Annotated in this window: 13 protein-coding genes; 6 read left to right on the top strand and 7 right to left on the bottom strand. The window is 73.6% G+C overall.

Translation table 11 applies throughout. The features are described from left to right. Positions 1-227: 227 nt before the first annotated feature. Together ABD140_RS11405 and ABD140_RS11400 are read right to left on the bottom strand one after the other, a co-directional pair. Positions 228-989 (bottom strand): hypothetical protein, encoded by a 762-nt coding sequence (locus ABD140_RS11405; protein WP_344239704.1) that lies wholly within the window; start codon positions 987-989, stop codon positions 228-230. A 34-nt stretch (positions 990-1,023) separates the two neighbouring features. Continuing rightward, positions 1,024-1,590 (bottom strand): RNA polymerase sigma factor, encoded by a 567-nt coding sequence (locus ABD140_RS11400; RefSeq protein ID WP_344239702.1) that lies wholly within the window; start codon positions 1,588-1,590, stop codon positions 1,024-1,026. 189 nt (positions 1,591-1,779) lie between these two features. Between ABD140_RS11400 and hutU the strand changes: the two genes are divergently transcribed. Next, entirely contained in the window at positions 1,780-3,459 is a 1,680-nt protein-coding gene (gene hutU / locus ABD140_RS11395; RefSeq protein WP_344239700.1) for a urocanate hydratase, read from the top strand. A 21-nt stretch (positions 3,460-3,480) separates the two neighbouring features. On the opposite strand, the gene ABD140_RS11390 is transcribed toward hutU, so the two are convergent. The 3 genes from ABD140_RS11390 to ABD140_RS11380 form a co-directional block, all read right to left on the bottom strand. Further along, positions 3,481-4,722: a cytochrome P450 gene (locus tag ABD140_RS11390; protein WP_344239698.1), complete on the bottom strand. Its 1,242-nt coding sequence runs from the start codon at positions 4,720-4,722 to the stop codon at positions 3,481-3,483. Next, a complete protein-coding gene (locus ABD140_RS11385; protein ID WP_344239696.1) occupies positions 4,719-6,107 on the bottom strand; it encodes a xylan 1,4-beta-xylosidase in 1,389 nt (462 codons plus the stop codon). The genes ABD140_RS11390 and ABD140_RS11385 overlap by 4 nt, the downstream gene beginning before the upstream one ends. Before the next feature lie 192 nt (positions 6,108-6,299). Further along, the gene (locus tag ABD140_RS11380) at positions 6,300-6,524 is read right to left on the bottom strand and encodes a hypothetical protein (RefSeq protein ID WP_344239694.1); all 225 of its coding nucleotides are present in this window, start codon (positions 6,522-6,524) and stop codon (positions 6,300-6,302) included. A 120-nt stretch (positions 6,525-6,644) separates the two neighbouring features. Between ABD140_RS11380 and ABD140_RS11375 the strand changes: the two genes are divergently transcribed. Beyond that, a complete protein-coding gene (locus tag ABD140_RS11375) occupies positions 6,645-7,400 on the top strand; it encodes a GntR family transcriptional regulator (protein ID WP_344239692.1) in 756 nt (251 codons plus the stop codon). Between the two features lie 3 nt (positions 7,401-7,403). Here ABD140_RS11375 and ABD140_RS11370 read toward each other — a convergent pair whose 3' ends face one another. Continuing rightward, positions 7,404-8,216 carry an NUDIX hydrolase gene (locus ABD140_RS11370; protein ID WP_344239690.1) on the bottom strand — a complete coding sequence of 271 codons (813 nt, stop codon included), beginning with the start codon at positions 8,214-8,216 and terminating at the stop codon, positions 7,404-7,406. A 105-nt stretch (positions 8,217-8,321) separates the two neighbouring features. Between ABD140_RS11370 and ABD140_RS11365 the strand changes: the two genes are divergently transcribed. From ABD140_RS11365 to ABD140_RS11350, 4 genes are all read left to right on the top strand, one after another. Further along, on the top strand, positions 8,322-9,758 hold the full coding sequence (locus tag ABD140_RS11365; protein ID WP_344239688.1) for a serine/threonine-protein kinase: 1,437 nt from the start codon (positions 8,322-8,324) through the stop codon (positions 9,756-9,758). 135 nt (positions 9,759-9,893) lie between these two features. Beyond that, the gene (locus tag ABD140_RS11360; RefSeq protein ID WP_344239686.1) at positions 9,894-10,289 is read left to right on the top strand and encodes a PaaI family thioesterase; all 396 of its coding nucleotides are present in this window, start codon (positions 9,894-9,896) and stop codon (positions 10,287-10,289) included. Between the two features lie 9 nt (positions 10,290-10,298). Beyond that, entirely contained in the window at positions 10,299-11,996 is a 1,698-nt protein-coding gene (gene sppA / locus ABD140_RS11355; protein ID WP_344239684.1) for a signal peptide peptidase SppA, read from the top strand. Then, positions 11,993-12,469, top strand: coding sequence for a flavin reductase family protein (locus ABD140_RS11350; RefSeq protein ID WP_344239682.1), 477 nt, complete (start codon positions 11,993-11,995; stop codon positions 12,467-12,469). The genes sppA and ABD140_RS11350 overlap by 4 nt, the downstream gene beginning before the upstream one ends. 107 nt (positions 12,470-12,576) lie before the next feature. Here the strand turns inward: ABD140_RS11350 and ABD140_RS11345 are convergent, their stop codons facing one another. Beyond that, complete coding sequence (locus tag ABD140_RS11345; protein ID WP_344239680.1) at positions 12,577-12,756, bottom strand: hypothetical protein; 180 nt, start codon at positions 12,754-12,756, stop codon at positions 12,577-12,579. Between the last annotated feature and the right edge of the window lie 19 nt (positions 12,757-12,775).

Here is a 12,775-nt window from a genome sequence, read left to right as displayed (position 1 = left end):
AGCCCGGGCAAAGCCCGCGAACACGGCGTCCTGCTGCCGGAGTTCCGTCGCGCGACCGGGAGGCCGCTCGCACAGAGGGAACGCTGCACCTTCCGGACCGGAGGGCGCTCGGGATTCCCCGGCAGTTCCGGACGCCGCGGTTACGGGAACGGGGGCAGAACCCGTGGGGGACGTCCGGAGTCTCGAGATTCAGTTGTGTCGTGCGGCCCTTCGGTCGCGGTCCGGGCTCAGGGCTCGGGCCAGTCCTCGGGCCAGAGGGAGCGGCCCTCCGCCTTGTCCTCGGCCTTGTGGTCGGCCTTGTGCTCGGAGAGCGGCAGGAGCCACTCCTCGGGCAGTTCCCTGGGCCACTCGGTCGGCCACTTCTGGTCCTTGGGCCAGTCGGTGGGCAGGTTCCTGGGCCAGTCGGTCGGCCAGCCGCCGGCCGGCCGGTCGCCGCCCATCAGGGCGACGCAGAGGGCGATCGCCTTCTGCCTGCCGCCCGCGGCCTTGATGAGCGGGATGAGGTGCTCGTCCTTGCGGCCCTGGGTGATGTACCTGCGGCAGAGGTCGGCGATGGTCGGCTGCGCCGCCGGGGCGGGGGCGGGGGAGGGCGGCGGCGGCGCGTACTTGCGGGTGTGCGCGGGCGCGCTGGTCGGGGGAGAGGACTTCTTCGGCGCGGGCTTCTCGTGCCCGGGGACGCCACCCGCCGCTATCGCCACACCGCCGGCCGCGCCGATGGCGCCGATGGCCAGAACGGCCCCGGCGACCCTGGCGGTCAGCCTCCTGGTGGACGTGGGGCGGGGTGATGGCTGCTCCTCGGGCGGTGCGGACGGGACAGGTGCGCCGATGAACGCTTCCTGGAAGTAGGCCAGCACCTCCGCCTCGCCGTCCAGCTCGTCCGCCCCGGCGGGGGCGCTCGCGCTGTCGAGCAGGCGGGCGACGGGATGGCCCACCGAACGCCCGCGGAGTATCCGCTCCGCGGTTCGCCGGTTGATCCGTTTCGCGCTCATCTCATCTCTCTCAGCGTCGCGGTGCGGCAAAGTGTCACTCGATTTCCGCAGCGAGTTTCTTCAGGCCCCGGTACGCCGCGGTGCGCACCGCCCCGGCCCGTTTGCCGAGCACCTGACCTGCGGTCTTGGCGTCCAGGCCGATGACGACCCGCAGCAGCACGGCCTCGGCCTGGTCGCGCGGCAGCCGCATGATCAGCCGCAGCGCCCGCTCGGTGCCCAGGCCGCCGAGCGCGCTCAGCTCGGTGTCGTGCTCGCCGGCGACCTCGGTCAGCTCGTCCAGCGTCGTCTCGGCCTGGGGCCTCCGCCGGCGCCGCCGGACGTGGTCCAGGGCGCGGTTGCGGGCGATGGTCGTCGCCCAGCCGCGGAACCCGTCGTACTCCCCCCGGAAGGAGGGCAGGTCCCGGACGATCTGCAGCCACGCCTCGGAGGCGACGTCCTCGGCGTCCTCGGCCACGAGCGCACGCAGGTAGCGCAGCAGCCGCGGTTGCAGATCCCGGTACACGGTCCGGAAAGCCGTCTCGTCTCCCTGTTGCGCGGCTCGGACGCAGACCGACAACTCGGCCTCGTCCGGAGGGGTCCGCTGGGCCACCTTCCGATCCACGCGCATAACTATGCTGTCTTCCCGGGGCAGAAGTGAACAAGACCGGACTTTTCTTGATTCTTTCCTTCCGGTTTTTGTCAGGCTCCGGCGTGTTCCGCCCCTCCCGCCAGTTCCGCCCCAGGCGGCCCGCCCGTTCAGCCGCGCCCGGGAAGGGCAGGACAAGGACATGGGGGGACGGAGGAGGCCGCGATGAAGTACTTCCCGGTCCGCGCCGCCCGCGGCGCCGCGCTGAGCGCCCGGGGCTGGCCGCAGGAGGCCGCGCTGCGGATGCTCGCCAACAGCCTCGACCCGGAGGTGGCCGAGCACCCCGAGTCGCTGACCGTCTGCGGCGGCGGCAAGGCGGCCCGCGGCCCGGGCGCGTACGAGGCGCTCGCGCGGTGCCTGACGGGGCTGGCGGAGGACGAGACGCTGCTGGTGCAGTCCGGCAAGCCCGTCGGCGTCCTGCGCACCCACGAGTGGGCGCCCCGGGTGCTGCTGGCCAACTCCAACCTGGTGCCCGAGTGCGCGACGCGGGAGGAGTTCCACCGGCTGGAGGAGCTCGGGCTCATCATGTTCGGGCAGATGGCCGCGGGATCGTGGATCCACGTCGGCGCGCAGGGCGTCCTGCAGGCCGCCTACGAGACCTTCGCGGCCGTCGCCGCCCGGCGGTTCGGCGGCACCCTGGCCGGGACGGTCACGCTCACCGCGGGGCTCGGCGGCATGGGGGGAGCCCAGCCCCTGGCCGTCACGATGAACGGGGGAGCGGTGATCTGCGTCGAGTGCGACCCCGCGCGCGTCGCCCGGCGCGTCGCCCAGGGCTACTGCGACGTCCGGACGGAGTCGGTGGAGGAGGCGCTGGCCCTCGCCCTGGCGGCCCGCGACGCCCAGCGCCCGCTGTCGGTCGCGCTGCTCGGCAACGCCGCCGAGGCCGCCGCGCGGCTGCTGGCGGCCGGAGCGCCCGTCGACGTCGTCACCGACCAGACGCCCGCCCACGACCCGCTGCGGTACCTGCCGATCGGGGTGCCGTTCGAGGAGCTGGCCGCGCTGCGGGAGGAGGACCCCACCGGGCTCGCCCTGCGGGCCCGGGAGTCGATGGCCCGGCACGTCGAGGCGATGGTCGGGTTCCACCACGCGGGCGCCGAGGTCTTCGACTACGGCAACTCCCTGCGCGACCAGGCGCGGGAGGCCGGATACGAGCACGCGTTCGCCTACCCCGGCTTCGTGCCCGCCTACCTGCGCCCCCTGTTCTGCCAGGGCCGCGGCCCGTTCCGCTGGGTGGCGCTCTCGGGGGACCCCCGGGACATCGACGTCACCGACCGCGCCGTCCTGGAGCTCTTCCCGCACGCGGAGTCCCTCACCCGGTGGATCCGCGCCGCGCGGGAGAAGGTGCGCTTCCAGGGCCTGCCCGCCCGGGTCTGCTGGCTCGGCCAGGGCGAGCGCGCCGAGGCGGGCCTGCGGTTCAACGAGCTGGTGGCGCGGGGCTCCCTCGGCGCGCCCCTCGTCATCGGCCGCGACCACCTGGACTGCGGGTCGGTGGCGTCGCCGCACCGCGAGACCGAGGGCATGCTCGACGGCTCCGACGCGATCGCCGACTGGCCGCTGCTCAACGCGCTGCTCACCACGGCCTCGGGCGCGACCTGGGTGTCCCTGCACCAGGGCGGCGACACCGGCGTCGGGCGCTCGGTGCACGCCGGCCAGGTCATCGTCGCCGACGGCACCTCGACGGCCGCCCGCAAGCTCGAGCGCGTCCTGGCCAACGATCCCGGCATCGGGGTGCTGCGGTACGCCGACGCCGGGTACGCGCGGGCCGTGGAGACCGCCGAGGAGCACGGCCTGGAGATCCCGATGGAGCCGCCCGAACCCCGCGGCGCGCAGGAGGCCGACGAGTGAGCCACAGGCGGCCCCGAGGGCTCAGAACGTGAAGGGCTGGCGGACCACGCCGTTGTCGAAGTTCGACAGCAGGTACTCCGGCTCGCCCGTGGTGCGCAGGCCCGGCAGCCGGGTGTACAGCTCGCGGAACATGATCTTCAGCTCCATGCGGGCGAGGTTGGCGCCCAGGCACAGGTGGGCTCCGGGCCCGCCGAACCCGACGTGCGGGTTGGGGGAGCGGGTGATGTCGAACCGGTCGGGGTCGGCGAAGACCTCAGGGTCGCGGTTGGCCGCCGGGTAGAACAGCACCACCTTGTCGCCGGGCTCCAGGCGCAGCCCGTTCAGCTCGTACGGCCGGGTGACGGTCCGCCGGAACTGGATGATGGGGGAGGCGTACCGCACGATCTCCTCGATCGCGGGACCGATCCGGGCGTCGTAGTCGGCCAGCAGCAGCTCCCGCTGGTCGGGGTGCTCGGTGAACAGCCGGACGCCGTGCGACAGCGCGTTGCGGGTGGTCTCGTTGCCCGCCACCAGCAGCAGGTCGAAGAAGCTGCCCAGCTCGCGCGTGGTGAGGAACTCGCCGTCGACGTTGGCGTTGACCAGCGCCGAGACCAGGTCGCCCCGCGGGTTCCCGCGGCGCTCCTCGGCCATCCCCGCCACCAGCCGGTGCAGGTCGACGATGGCCTTGAGGTTGCCGCCCAGCAGCCGCAGCGTCCGGGGGTCGAACAGCGAGCCGCGCACCCCGGAGTACTCGGTCATGACGTCGATGCGCCGCAGCACGTACGGGCGCCGCTCCGGCGGGACGCCCATCATCGCGCAGATGACGTTGATGGGCAGCCGCGCCGCCACCTGCTCCACGAAGTCCCGCGGCCCCTCGCGCTCCAGGTCGTCCACGATGCCCGTGGCGGTGGCCTGGACGTCGTCGGCGAGTCCGGCCAGCATCTTCGGGCTGAAGGCGCGCGAGACGATCCGGCGCAGCCGCCCGTGCCGGGGGTCGTCCATGTTCACCATGGGCCGCCCGAACAGCCACGCCACCCACGGCGGCGGCTCCGGCGAGGTGGCCGCCGGCTCGCTGGAGAACGCCTTGGTGTCGCGGCTGACCTCCACGACGTCGGCGTGCCGGACCAGGGCGTGGAACCCCTTGCCCGACCGGACGAGGGGCACCCGCGGCTCGGCGAAGAAGACCGGTTCCTTCAGAGCGCGCAGCCGGGCGAACTCGGCGTACCGCTCCTCGTGCGGGCGCGCCCAGAAGTCGACGCCGACAAGATCCGTACTCGCGTTCATCTGCCGACCCACCTGATCTCGTAGGGCTGGAGCTGGAGCTTTTCGCCACCGACCGTAGCCGTCATGGCGCGGTCCGTGGCGTTCACCACGAGGAGTTGCTCAGCGGATGCCAGCACTTTCAGGTCTTTTTCCGACCCCCCGGACACGTTCGCGACCGGCGCCTGCACCAGCTCCGTGCCGGGCGGGAACCAGCGCGCGAAGTTCTGCTGCAGGTCCAGCGAGGGCAGGGCCGCGCCCTCGCGCGTCCACAGGCAGCCGTTGCACGCCCCCGGGCTGCCCTGCGGGCTCCAGTACAGCGCGCCCGCCGCGCCCGACTCGGCGAACTCGATCATCGCGGCCGCCTGGACGGCGTGCAGCCGCTGGGGCGTCCACCCGGAGTTCTCCGGCTCGACGTACCACTCGGCCCACACCACCGGCAGGTCCTCCTGGGCACGCAGCCAGCGGGTGAGCGCGCCGAACTTGGCGTTCGCGGCGAACTCGTCGCCGTGCGCGGTGCGGTCCTCCGGCAGCGACGAGCCGTCGATGACGATGAAGTCCGCGCCCGCCTTGTTCTTCAGCCAGTACCGGACGGCGTCGAGCCCGCGCTGGTCGGCCGCCCCCCACGGCCCGCGCACCTCGCCGGACGCCTCGGAGTGCGCGTCGGCGTAGCTGTTGAGCGGGATGTAGGGGCCGCCGACCAGGGCGTCGGGGTTCTCCTTCTTCAGCGCTGTGTACACCTTGTTGTAGAGGGCGGTGTAGCCCTCGTGGTCCCAGCGGTTCTGGCCGCGGTTGAAGAAGCCCTTGAACTCGTTCCAGACGAAGAAGTACCGCACGTCCGGGTAGCGGCGGGCGACCTGGGCGGCCTGCTCGGCGAAGGCGTCGTAGAACTCCGGCAGCGGCGCGTCCTCCAGGTGCGTCCAGTCGGTCGCGCCGGCGGGGCCGCCCTTCATCCAGTCGGGCGCGCAGCACAGCGTGACGACCGGGACGCCGCCGGTGTCGCGGATCGCCCGCATCCGCCGGTCCAGCGACGTCCAGTCGTAGCGGCCGGGCGAGGGCTGCGGGTTGTCCGCGCCGAACCCCATGATGTGCTGGGCCTGCAGCACGCGCTGCCGCTCCACCGTCGCGGCGGCCGCCGGCTCGGCCTCCAGGCTGTTCTGGGTGTGGGTGAACCCCCAGGCCGCCCATTCGCCGTCCGGCCCCGCCGAGATCCTGCCGACGGGCTCGTCGTCCAGGACCGCGGACGGCCCGGAGTCGCGGGTGAAGTAGAGCACGGTGGAGGCGACGGCGACTCCCAGGAGGGCGGCGGCCAGCGCGACCATCCACACGGGGCCGCGGCGGCCGTGCCTTCCCCGGCGGGGGGACACCAGCGGCGGAGTGGCGGAGGCCGGAGACGGCAGGCCTTTCACTGAACCTCCAGAGTCGGTTGCTTTTTCCTTAGAACGTTCAACCGTTTGCTCTGGTTCGCAAGAGCCTTCTCTGGCCGATCGTGAATGCTTACCTGGACCGTACTCTTGTGTCACCACCGCCGCGGGAAAGAACACGCGAGCCGGCCCCGGCCCCCTCCGCCGCCCCCGCGGAGAGGACCGGGGACCCCTCCATCAGCCGCGCCCTCGGGCGCCCTCCGCGAGTGCCTGTTCGTCCAGCTGAGCCCGCAGACCCGCCTCGTCGTCGGAGGACAGGATCATCGCCGGGGCCGCGCCGAGCCGGTCGTCGGTCAGGTCGCCGCTGCGGATGGCGTACCACCGGCCCGTGTCGCTGCGCCACACCACCCAGCCGGGGTGCTCGGACTCGATGTCCGCCTTGAGATCTGCGAAGTCCACCATCAGGGTGGTCCCTTCCCCGAACAACTCATTCCGTATACAAAAGTGATACGCGTCGGCAGAACCGTCAAGCTTCCAACAACAGCAACATTCCTCCGGCGGTCCGACAGGGAGGTGTCGCCGGTGCCGAAACCCGCCTATATCCGGATAGCCGATGAGCTCAGGCAGGGAATTCGGGACGGCACCTATCCCCCCGGTTCCCGGCTGCCGACCCTCGCGGCCCTGGCAGGAGCGCACGGTGTTTCGGACATCGTGGTACGGCAGGCGGTGGCGGTGCTGCGCGCCGAGGGCCTCGTGGAGACCCGGCGCGGCGGCGGCACCGTCGTCCGGATCCGGCCACCGGTCCGGCGGATGGCGATGGAGCGCTACCGGGTGGAGACCGGGCCGCGCCCCGCCCCCGCTACCTCCTTCACCCACGACCAGCGGATCGGCTGGCACGAGTACCGGCTCGACCGCGAGTACGAGCGCGTCGAGGCCGACGCCGAACTCGCCGCGCTGTTCCTCCTGCCGCCCGGCACCGGCCTCCTGCGCCGCCGGTTCGTGTTCTGGGCGCGCGGCGAGCCCCAGCAGATCTCCGTCAACTACCTGCCGTGGGACCTCGTCGGCGGCACCCCCGTCGCCGACCCCGACCGGGAGCCGTGGCCCGGCGGCACCCCCGCCCAGCTGGCCTACCTCGGCCGCCCGCCGACCCGCGTCGAGGAGGCGGTGCGGGCGCGGATGCCCGAGCCCGAGGAGGCGGAGACGCTGCGGATGGCCGAGGGGGTGCCCGTCATCACCGTCACCCGGCGGATGTTCTCCGGCGAGCACGTCCTGGAGGTGTGCCGGGACATCGTCATCCCGGCCGACCGGGTGGTCCTGGACTACTCCCTGGACCTGTAGGGCTCAGCCCAGGCGGTCCAGGAGCCAGCGCGGCCCCACCACCTGCGCGCCCGCCTCCTCGCAGCGGCGGCGCAGCTCGCGGTCGGCGGTGACCACCACGTAGTGCGCGTCGTCCTTGCCGACCTGCCGGACGATCTCGTCGTCGCCGCTGCCGGGCGCCGCGACCACCCGCACGCCGCCGGCGCTCTCCAGCGGCCGCGCCGCGCCCTCCACCACCAGCACCGGCTCGGGGTAGGCCTCGTCGAACGGGCCGAGCGGGACCGGCCCCAGGGCGGCCAGGCCGTCGCGCAGCCGCCGTGCCGCGCCCAGCCTGTCGCGCCACCAGCCGTCCGGCCGGGAGCCCATGACGTTGGCGGCGTCCACGATGAGGACCACACGGGTGAGCATGGAGCGCAGCGTAGGCCACGCGGCGCCGAACGGGGCGAACAGGCGCAGCGTGTCCACCTCGGTGACCGGCACCCAGCGGGCGGCCTTCGTCTCGTTGGACACCCCGCGCACCGGCGGGCGGTCCGGCGCGGAGCCGACCATCGTGGTGTAGGACCAGCCGCCGTGGTCGTCCTCGATCCGCCCGTGCAGGCGCACGAGGGAGACGTCCAGGGAGCTCTCCTCCGTGGTCTCCCGCAGCGCCGCGGCCACCGCGTCCTCGCCCGCGTGCCGCCCGCCGCCGAACAGGCACCAGGTGCCGCCGCCGTTGCACCACCACGCGCGCTGCTGGAGCAGGACGTGGTCCTGGCTGAACAGCAGCAGGCCCGCCGCCCCGAACCGACCCCAGTGCGTGTGGCCGCGTCCGCACCGGGTGAACCCATCACCGTCCACGTCCGCAGAGTAGCCGAGCCGTGATCGAGATTCGGGGTCTGACGCCTACCTTGTGGCGCCGGGGACAGGGCAAGCTTGAACCGGCACGAACCCTGGAGGCATGCGATGGCCGAACCCCTCAGACCCGACGACCCGCGCTCACTCGGCAGGTTCCCCCTGCTGGAGCGGCTCGGCGAGGGCGGCCAGGGCATCGTCTACCTGGGGCGCGACCCGCAGACGGGCGAGCGGGTGGCGGTCAAGGTGCTCAAGGCCGCCGACGCCGAGGCGCGCGAGCGCCTGGAGCGGGAGATGGACGCCGCCCGGCGGGTGCGGCTGCAGTACTGCATCTCCCGGGTGATCGACTACTCCTTCGAGGGCACCCGGCCCTTCGTGGTCAGCGAGTTCGTCGACGGCCCGTCGCTGTTCGAGCGGGTCGCCGCCCAGGGGCCGCTGCGCGGCGGCGACCTGGAGCGGCTGCTGGCCTTCACCGCCCAGGCGCTGGTGACCATCCACGGCTCCGGGGTGGTGCACCGCGACCTCAAGCCCGCCAACGTCCTGCTCGGCCCCGACGGGCCGCGCGTGGTGGACTTCGGCATCGCCCGCCCCGTCGACCAGCACACCCAGAGCGGCAGGATCGTCGGCACGCCCGCCTACATCGCGCCCGAGCAGCTGCAGGGCCAGCCCGCGGGCAAGGCGTCCGACGTGTGGGCGTGGGCCTGCACGATGGTCTTCGCCGCGACGGGGTACCCGCCCTTCGGCCCGTTCGAGGGCGACGGCGACAACATCGCGGTCGTCCTCGGCCGGGTCATGCACGCCCAGCCCCGGCTGGGGCACGGCCTGGAGGCGTTCGAGCCGCTGCTGCGCGGCTGCCTGGACAAGGACCCGGCGCGGCGGCCCAGCGCCCGGCGGCTGCGCGAGGAGCTGGAGGCCGACCTCGAGCACGAGCACGACGGCCCGCCGCCCGGCGCCCCGCCCGGCGCCCTGCCCGGCGCCCCGTCCTGGCCCCGCACGGACGAGACGCTCGACCGTTCGACGCCTCCGCCTTTCCCCGCCACGCCCCCGCCGTTCCCCCCGCCGCCGACGACGCCGCAGCCGCTCTACCCGCCGGGCGTGCCCGTGCCGCGCCGGCGGCGCCGGAAGTGGCCGGCGGCGGTCCTGGCGCTGCTCGTCGTGCTGGGCGCGGGCGGCTGGTACGGATACCGGGAGCTGGGCGGGGAGGCGGCGCTCCCGGGCGGCGACGCCATCCCGGCGGCGTTCGCCGGGACGTGGACGGGCGGCCTGACGATCCGCGACGCCCAGGGCGGCGAGCAGTACTACGATGTGCAGCTGACCCTCTTCGAGGGGCAGACGTCCGGCGACGCGCAGTTCACCGGCGACCGGGTGTGCAACGGGACGCTGGGCGTCAAGGCGGTCCGGCCGGGGCAGCTGGAGCTGGACCTGGCCGACCGGAACCCGGACTGCCCGGACGGCACCGTGCGGCTGAGCCCCGAGGGGGACGGCCTGTCGCTGGCCTACGCGGCGGGCCTGGAGTCCGGCGGCTCCAGCCTGAGCAGGGCGGGGTGAGGAGGGTCACGGCGGCACGGCGGCCGTTCATTAGTTACCCTCGCGTACGTGTCAGCAGCAGAACTCTGGGACACCCTCTCCGGCGCCGAACTCATTCGGGCCATCGGTGACGGGCGATTCCCTCAGGTGACCGACGTGTCCGACTACATCGGGCAGGTGATCGTGGGCGCGGAGCCAGGCCGCGTCGAGCTCTCCTGGACCCCCGACGCCAAGCTGTGCAACCCCGGCGGCACCGTGCACGGCGGGTTCATCGCCACGATCCTCGACAACGCCGTCTGCCTGGCGGCCAGCAGCCTCGGCGACGTCTTCATGCCGCAGCTGACCCTCAACCTGAACATCGACTACCTGCGGGCGGTGCAGGTCGGCAGGACCTACACCGTCGTCGGGACGGTCACCCACGCCGGGCGCTCCCGCACCGTCTCCGCGGCCACCCTGCTCGACGAGGACGGCCGGCCCTGCGCCTCGGCGACGGCGAGCGTCACCGGGAACCAGATCTTCGCCCGGGAACGCAAGGCCGCCGACGACGCATAGTGTTGGGTCATGGTGGATCCGCTGAAGGCACTGGACACGGTCAAAGATCTGCGTGAGCGGCGCAACGCCCCGCTCGTCCTGGAGCTCGACCTCTCCGACGGTCTCATCGAAGGCCCCCAACCGGACCCGGTCGCGGCGCTGATGGGCGCCCGGCGCGTGCACCTGCGGGACGTGCTCGAAGGGCTGCGCAAGGCGCGCCGCGACCCCCGGGTCAGGGCGCTCGTCGCCAAGGTCGGCGGCCCCGTCGGCCTGGCCATGGTCCAGGAGCTGCGCGAGGCCGTCGCGGAGTTCCGGGCGGCGGGCAAGACCGCCGTCGCCTGGACCGAGACCTTCGGCGAGACCGGGCAGGGCACGACCTCCTACTACCTGGCCACCGCCTTCGAGAGGATCTACCTCCAGCCGTCGGGCGACGTGGGGATCACCGGCGTCGCGCTGTCCGAGCCGTTCCTCAAGGACGCGCTCGACCGGGCCGGCGTCGCCTTCCGGTTCGGCAAGCGCGCCGAGTACAAGACGGCGCCCAACACGTTCCTGGAGAACGCCTACACCGACGCGCACGCCGAGGCGTCCCAGCGGATGGTCGCCTCGCTCGGCGGGCAGATCGCCGCCGGGATCGCCGAGGCCCGCGGCCTGTCGGCCGACAAGGTGCGCGAGCTGATCGACCGGGCGCCGCTGACGGCGGCCGAGGCGCTGGAGGCCGGGCTCGTCGACGAGCTCGCCTACCGGGACGAGGTGTACGCCCACCTCCGGCAGCGGGCCGGCAAGGAGTCGCGGCTGCAGTACGTCTCCCGGTACAACCGCTCCGGGATCACCGGGAGGCTCGCCCCGTCCGGCGGCAAGGAGGCCGTCGCGCTCCTGCACGCGGGCGGGATGATCAAGCTGGGCCGCTCCGGGCGCGGGCCGGTGCCCGGCCAGGGCGGCGCCGTGGGCTCCGACACGCTCTGTGCCGCGATCCGCGCCGCCGTCCGCGACCCGAAGATCAAGGCCATCGTCCTGCGGGTGAACAGCCCCGGCGGCTCCTACGTCGCCTCCGACGCGGTCTGGCGCGAGGTCAACCTCGCCCGCGAGGCCGGCAAGCCGGTCGTCGTCTCGATGGGCAACCTCGCGGCGTCCGGCGGCTACTTCATCTCGATGGCCGCCGACACGATCGTCGCCCAGCCCGGCACCCTCACCGGCTCCATCGGCGTGTACTCCGGCAAGCCCGTCGTCAGCGAGCTGCTGGAGCGGCTCGGGGTGAGCTTCGGCACCGCGGAGTTCGGGCGGCACGCGCAGATCAACTCCACCACCCGCGACTTCAGCGACAGCGAGTGGGAGCGGCTCGACCACTCCCTCGACCGCATCTACGCCGACTTCACCGCCAAGGCCGCCCGGGGCCGCGGCATGGACCTCGCCGACCTGGAACGCCTCGCGCGCGGCCGCGTGTGGACCGGCGCCGACGCCGTGGACAACGGCCTCGTCGACGAGCTGGGCGGCCTCGACCGCGCCCTCGACCTGGCACGGAGGAAGGCGGGGCTGCCGATGAACGCGCCGGTGCGATCCCTGCCGCACGTCTCGCCCCTCGACAGGTTCCGCCCCGCCGAGTCCAGCGAGGACCGCACGGCGGCCGTCGCCCGCTTCTCCGGCTGGGGCTCGCTGGCCGGCCTCGCGGCGCAGCTCGGCCTGCCCGCGGCGGGTCCGCTGGTGCTGCCGGGAGCCTGGGAACCGCGGTGATCGCACCGCAGGACTTCACGGCCGCGCTGGCCTCCTTCGCCACCGGCGTCACCGTGGTGACCGTCCGGGAGGGCCGCGACGACATCGGCAGCACCGTCACCGCCTTCTCCTCGGTGTCGCTGGACCCGCCGATGGTCATGGTCGGCGTGGCCGGGTCGTCGTACCTGTCCGAGGTGCTGCACCGCCGCGACCGCTGGGCCGTCACCGTCCTGGCCGCCTCCCAGCGCGCGTTGGCGGGGCGTTTCGCCGCCGAGGGCCGGCCGTCGGCGCGGCTGCTGCTCGGCGGCCACCCCCACCACCGCGGCGCGCGGTCCGAGGCCCTGGTCATCGAGGGCGGCCTGGCCGCCCTCGAATGCGAGACGCGCCTGCGCATCCCGGCGGGCGACCACGTCCTGGTCGTCGCCGAGGTCCTCGGCGTGGACTACGCGGCCAAGGAGGAGCCGCTGGTCCGCGTGCACCGCCGCTACCGCTGACCCGCCCCGGCGGGGCGGGCCGCTCGCGGCCTCTTCGGCTGCGTCCGCGGCTTGGCGTCCGCGGTCCGGCGGTGAGGGTGGCGGGGTTCGCGGTGGCCGAGGGCGGGTCAGGCCGAGCGGCGGATCTGGCGGCGGGCGTGTTCGGCCAGTTCGTAGATCTTCGCCTCGGTCTCGCGCAGCTCCGCCTCCGCCCGGGCGGTGCGCTCCGCGGCTGCGCGCTCGCGCCGGGTGGGCGTGTGCGTGTGGTGCCTGCCGGCCTTCCGGGTGAACTTCTTGAAGAGCTTCATGCATGATCAATGCCCGTGA

Origin of the sequence: Actinocorallia libanotica, from assembly GCF_039525175.1 — a bacterium.
Taxonomy (GTDB): domain Bacteria; phylum Actinomycetota; class Actinomycetes; order Streptosporangiales; family Streptosporangiaceae; genus Actinocorallia; species Actinocorallia libanotica.
Note: the sequence above shows the minus strand (reverse complement) of the source record. Positions and strands in the feature narration are given on the sequence as shown.

Bases quoted from the DNA above. Each gene is read 5' to 3' on its own strand.
- hutU (WP_344239700.1), top strand. From the start codon at position 1,780: ATGAAGTACTTCCCGGTCCGCGCCGCCCGCGGCGCCGCGCTGAGCGCC.
- sppA (WP_344239684.1), top strand. From the start codon at position 10,299: ATGGTGGATCCGCTGAAGGCACTGGACACGGTCAAAGATCTGCGTGAG.
- ABD140_RS11345 (WP_344239680.1), bottom strand. From the start codon at position 12,756: ATGAAGCTCTTCAAGAAGTTCACCCGGAAGGCCGGCAGGCACCACACG.
- ABD140_RS11390 (WP_344239698.1), bottom strand. From the start codon at position 4,722: ATGAACGCGAGTACGGATCTTGTCGGCGTCGACTTCTGGGCGCGCCCG.
- ABD140_RS11380 (WP_344239694.1), bottom strand. From the start codon at position 6,524: ATGGTGGACTTCGCAGATCTCAAGGCGGACATCGAGTCCGAGCACCCC.
- ABD140_RS11365 (WP_344239688.1), top strand. From the start codon at position 8,322: ATGGCCGAACCCCTCAGACCCGACGACCCGCGCTCACTCGGCAGGTTC.
- ABD140_RS11405 (WP_344239704.1), bottom strand. From the start codon at position 989: ATGAGCGCGAAACGGATCAACCGGCGAACCGCGGAGCGGATACTCCGC.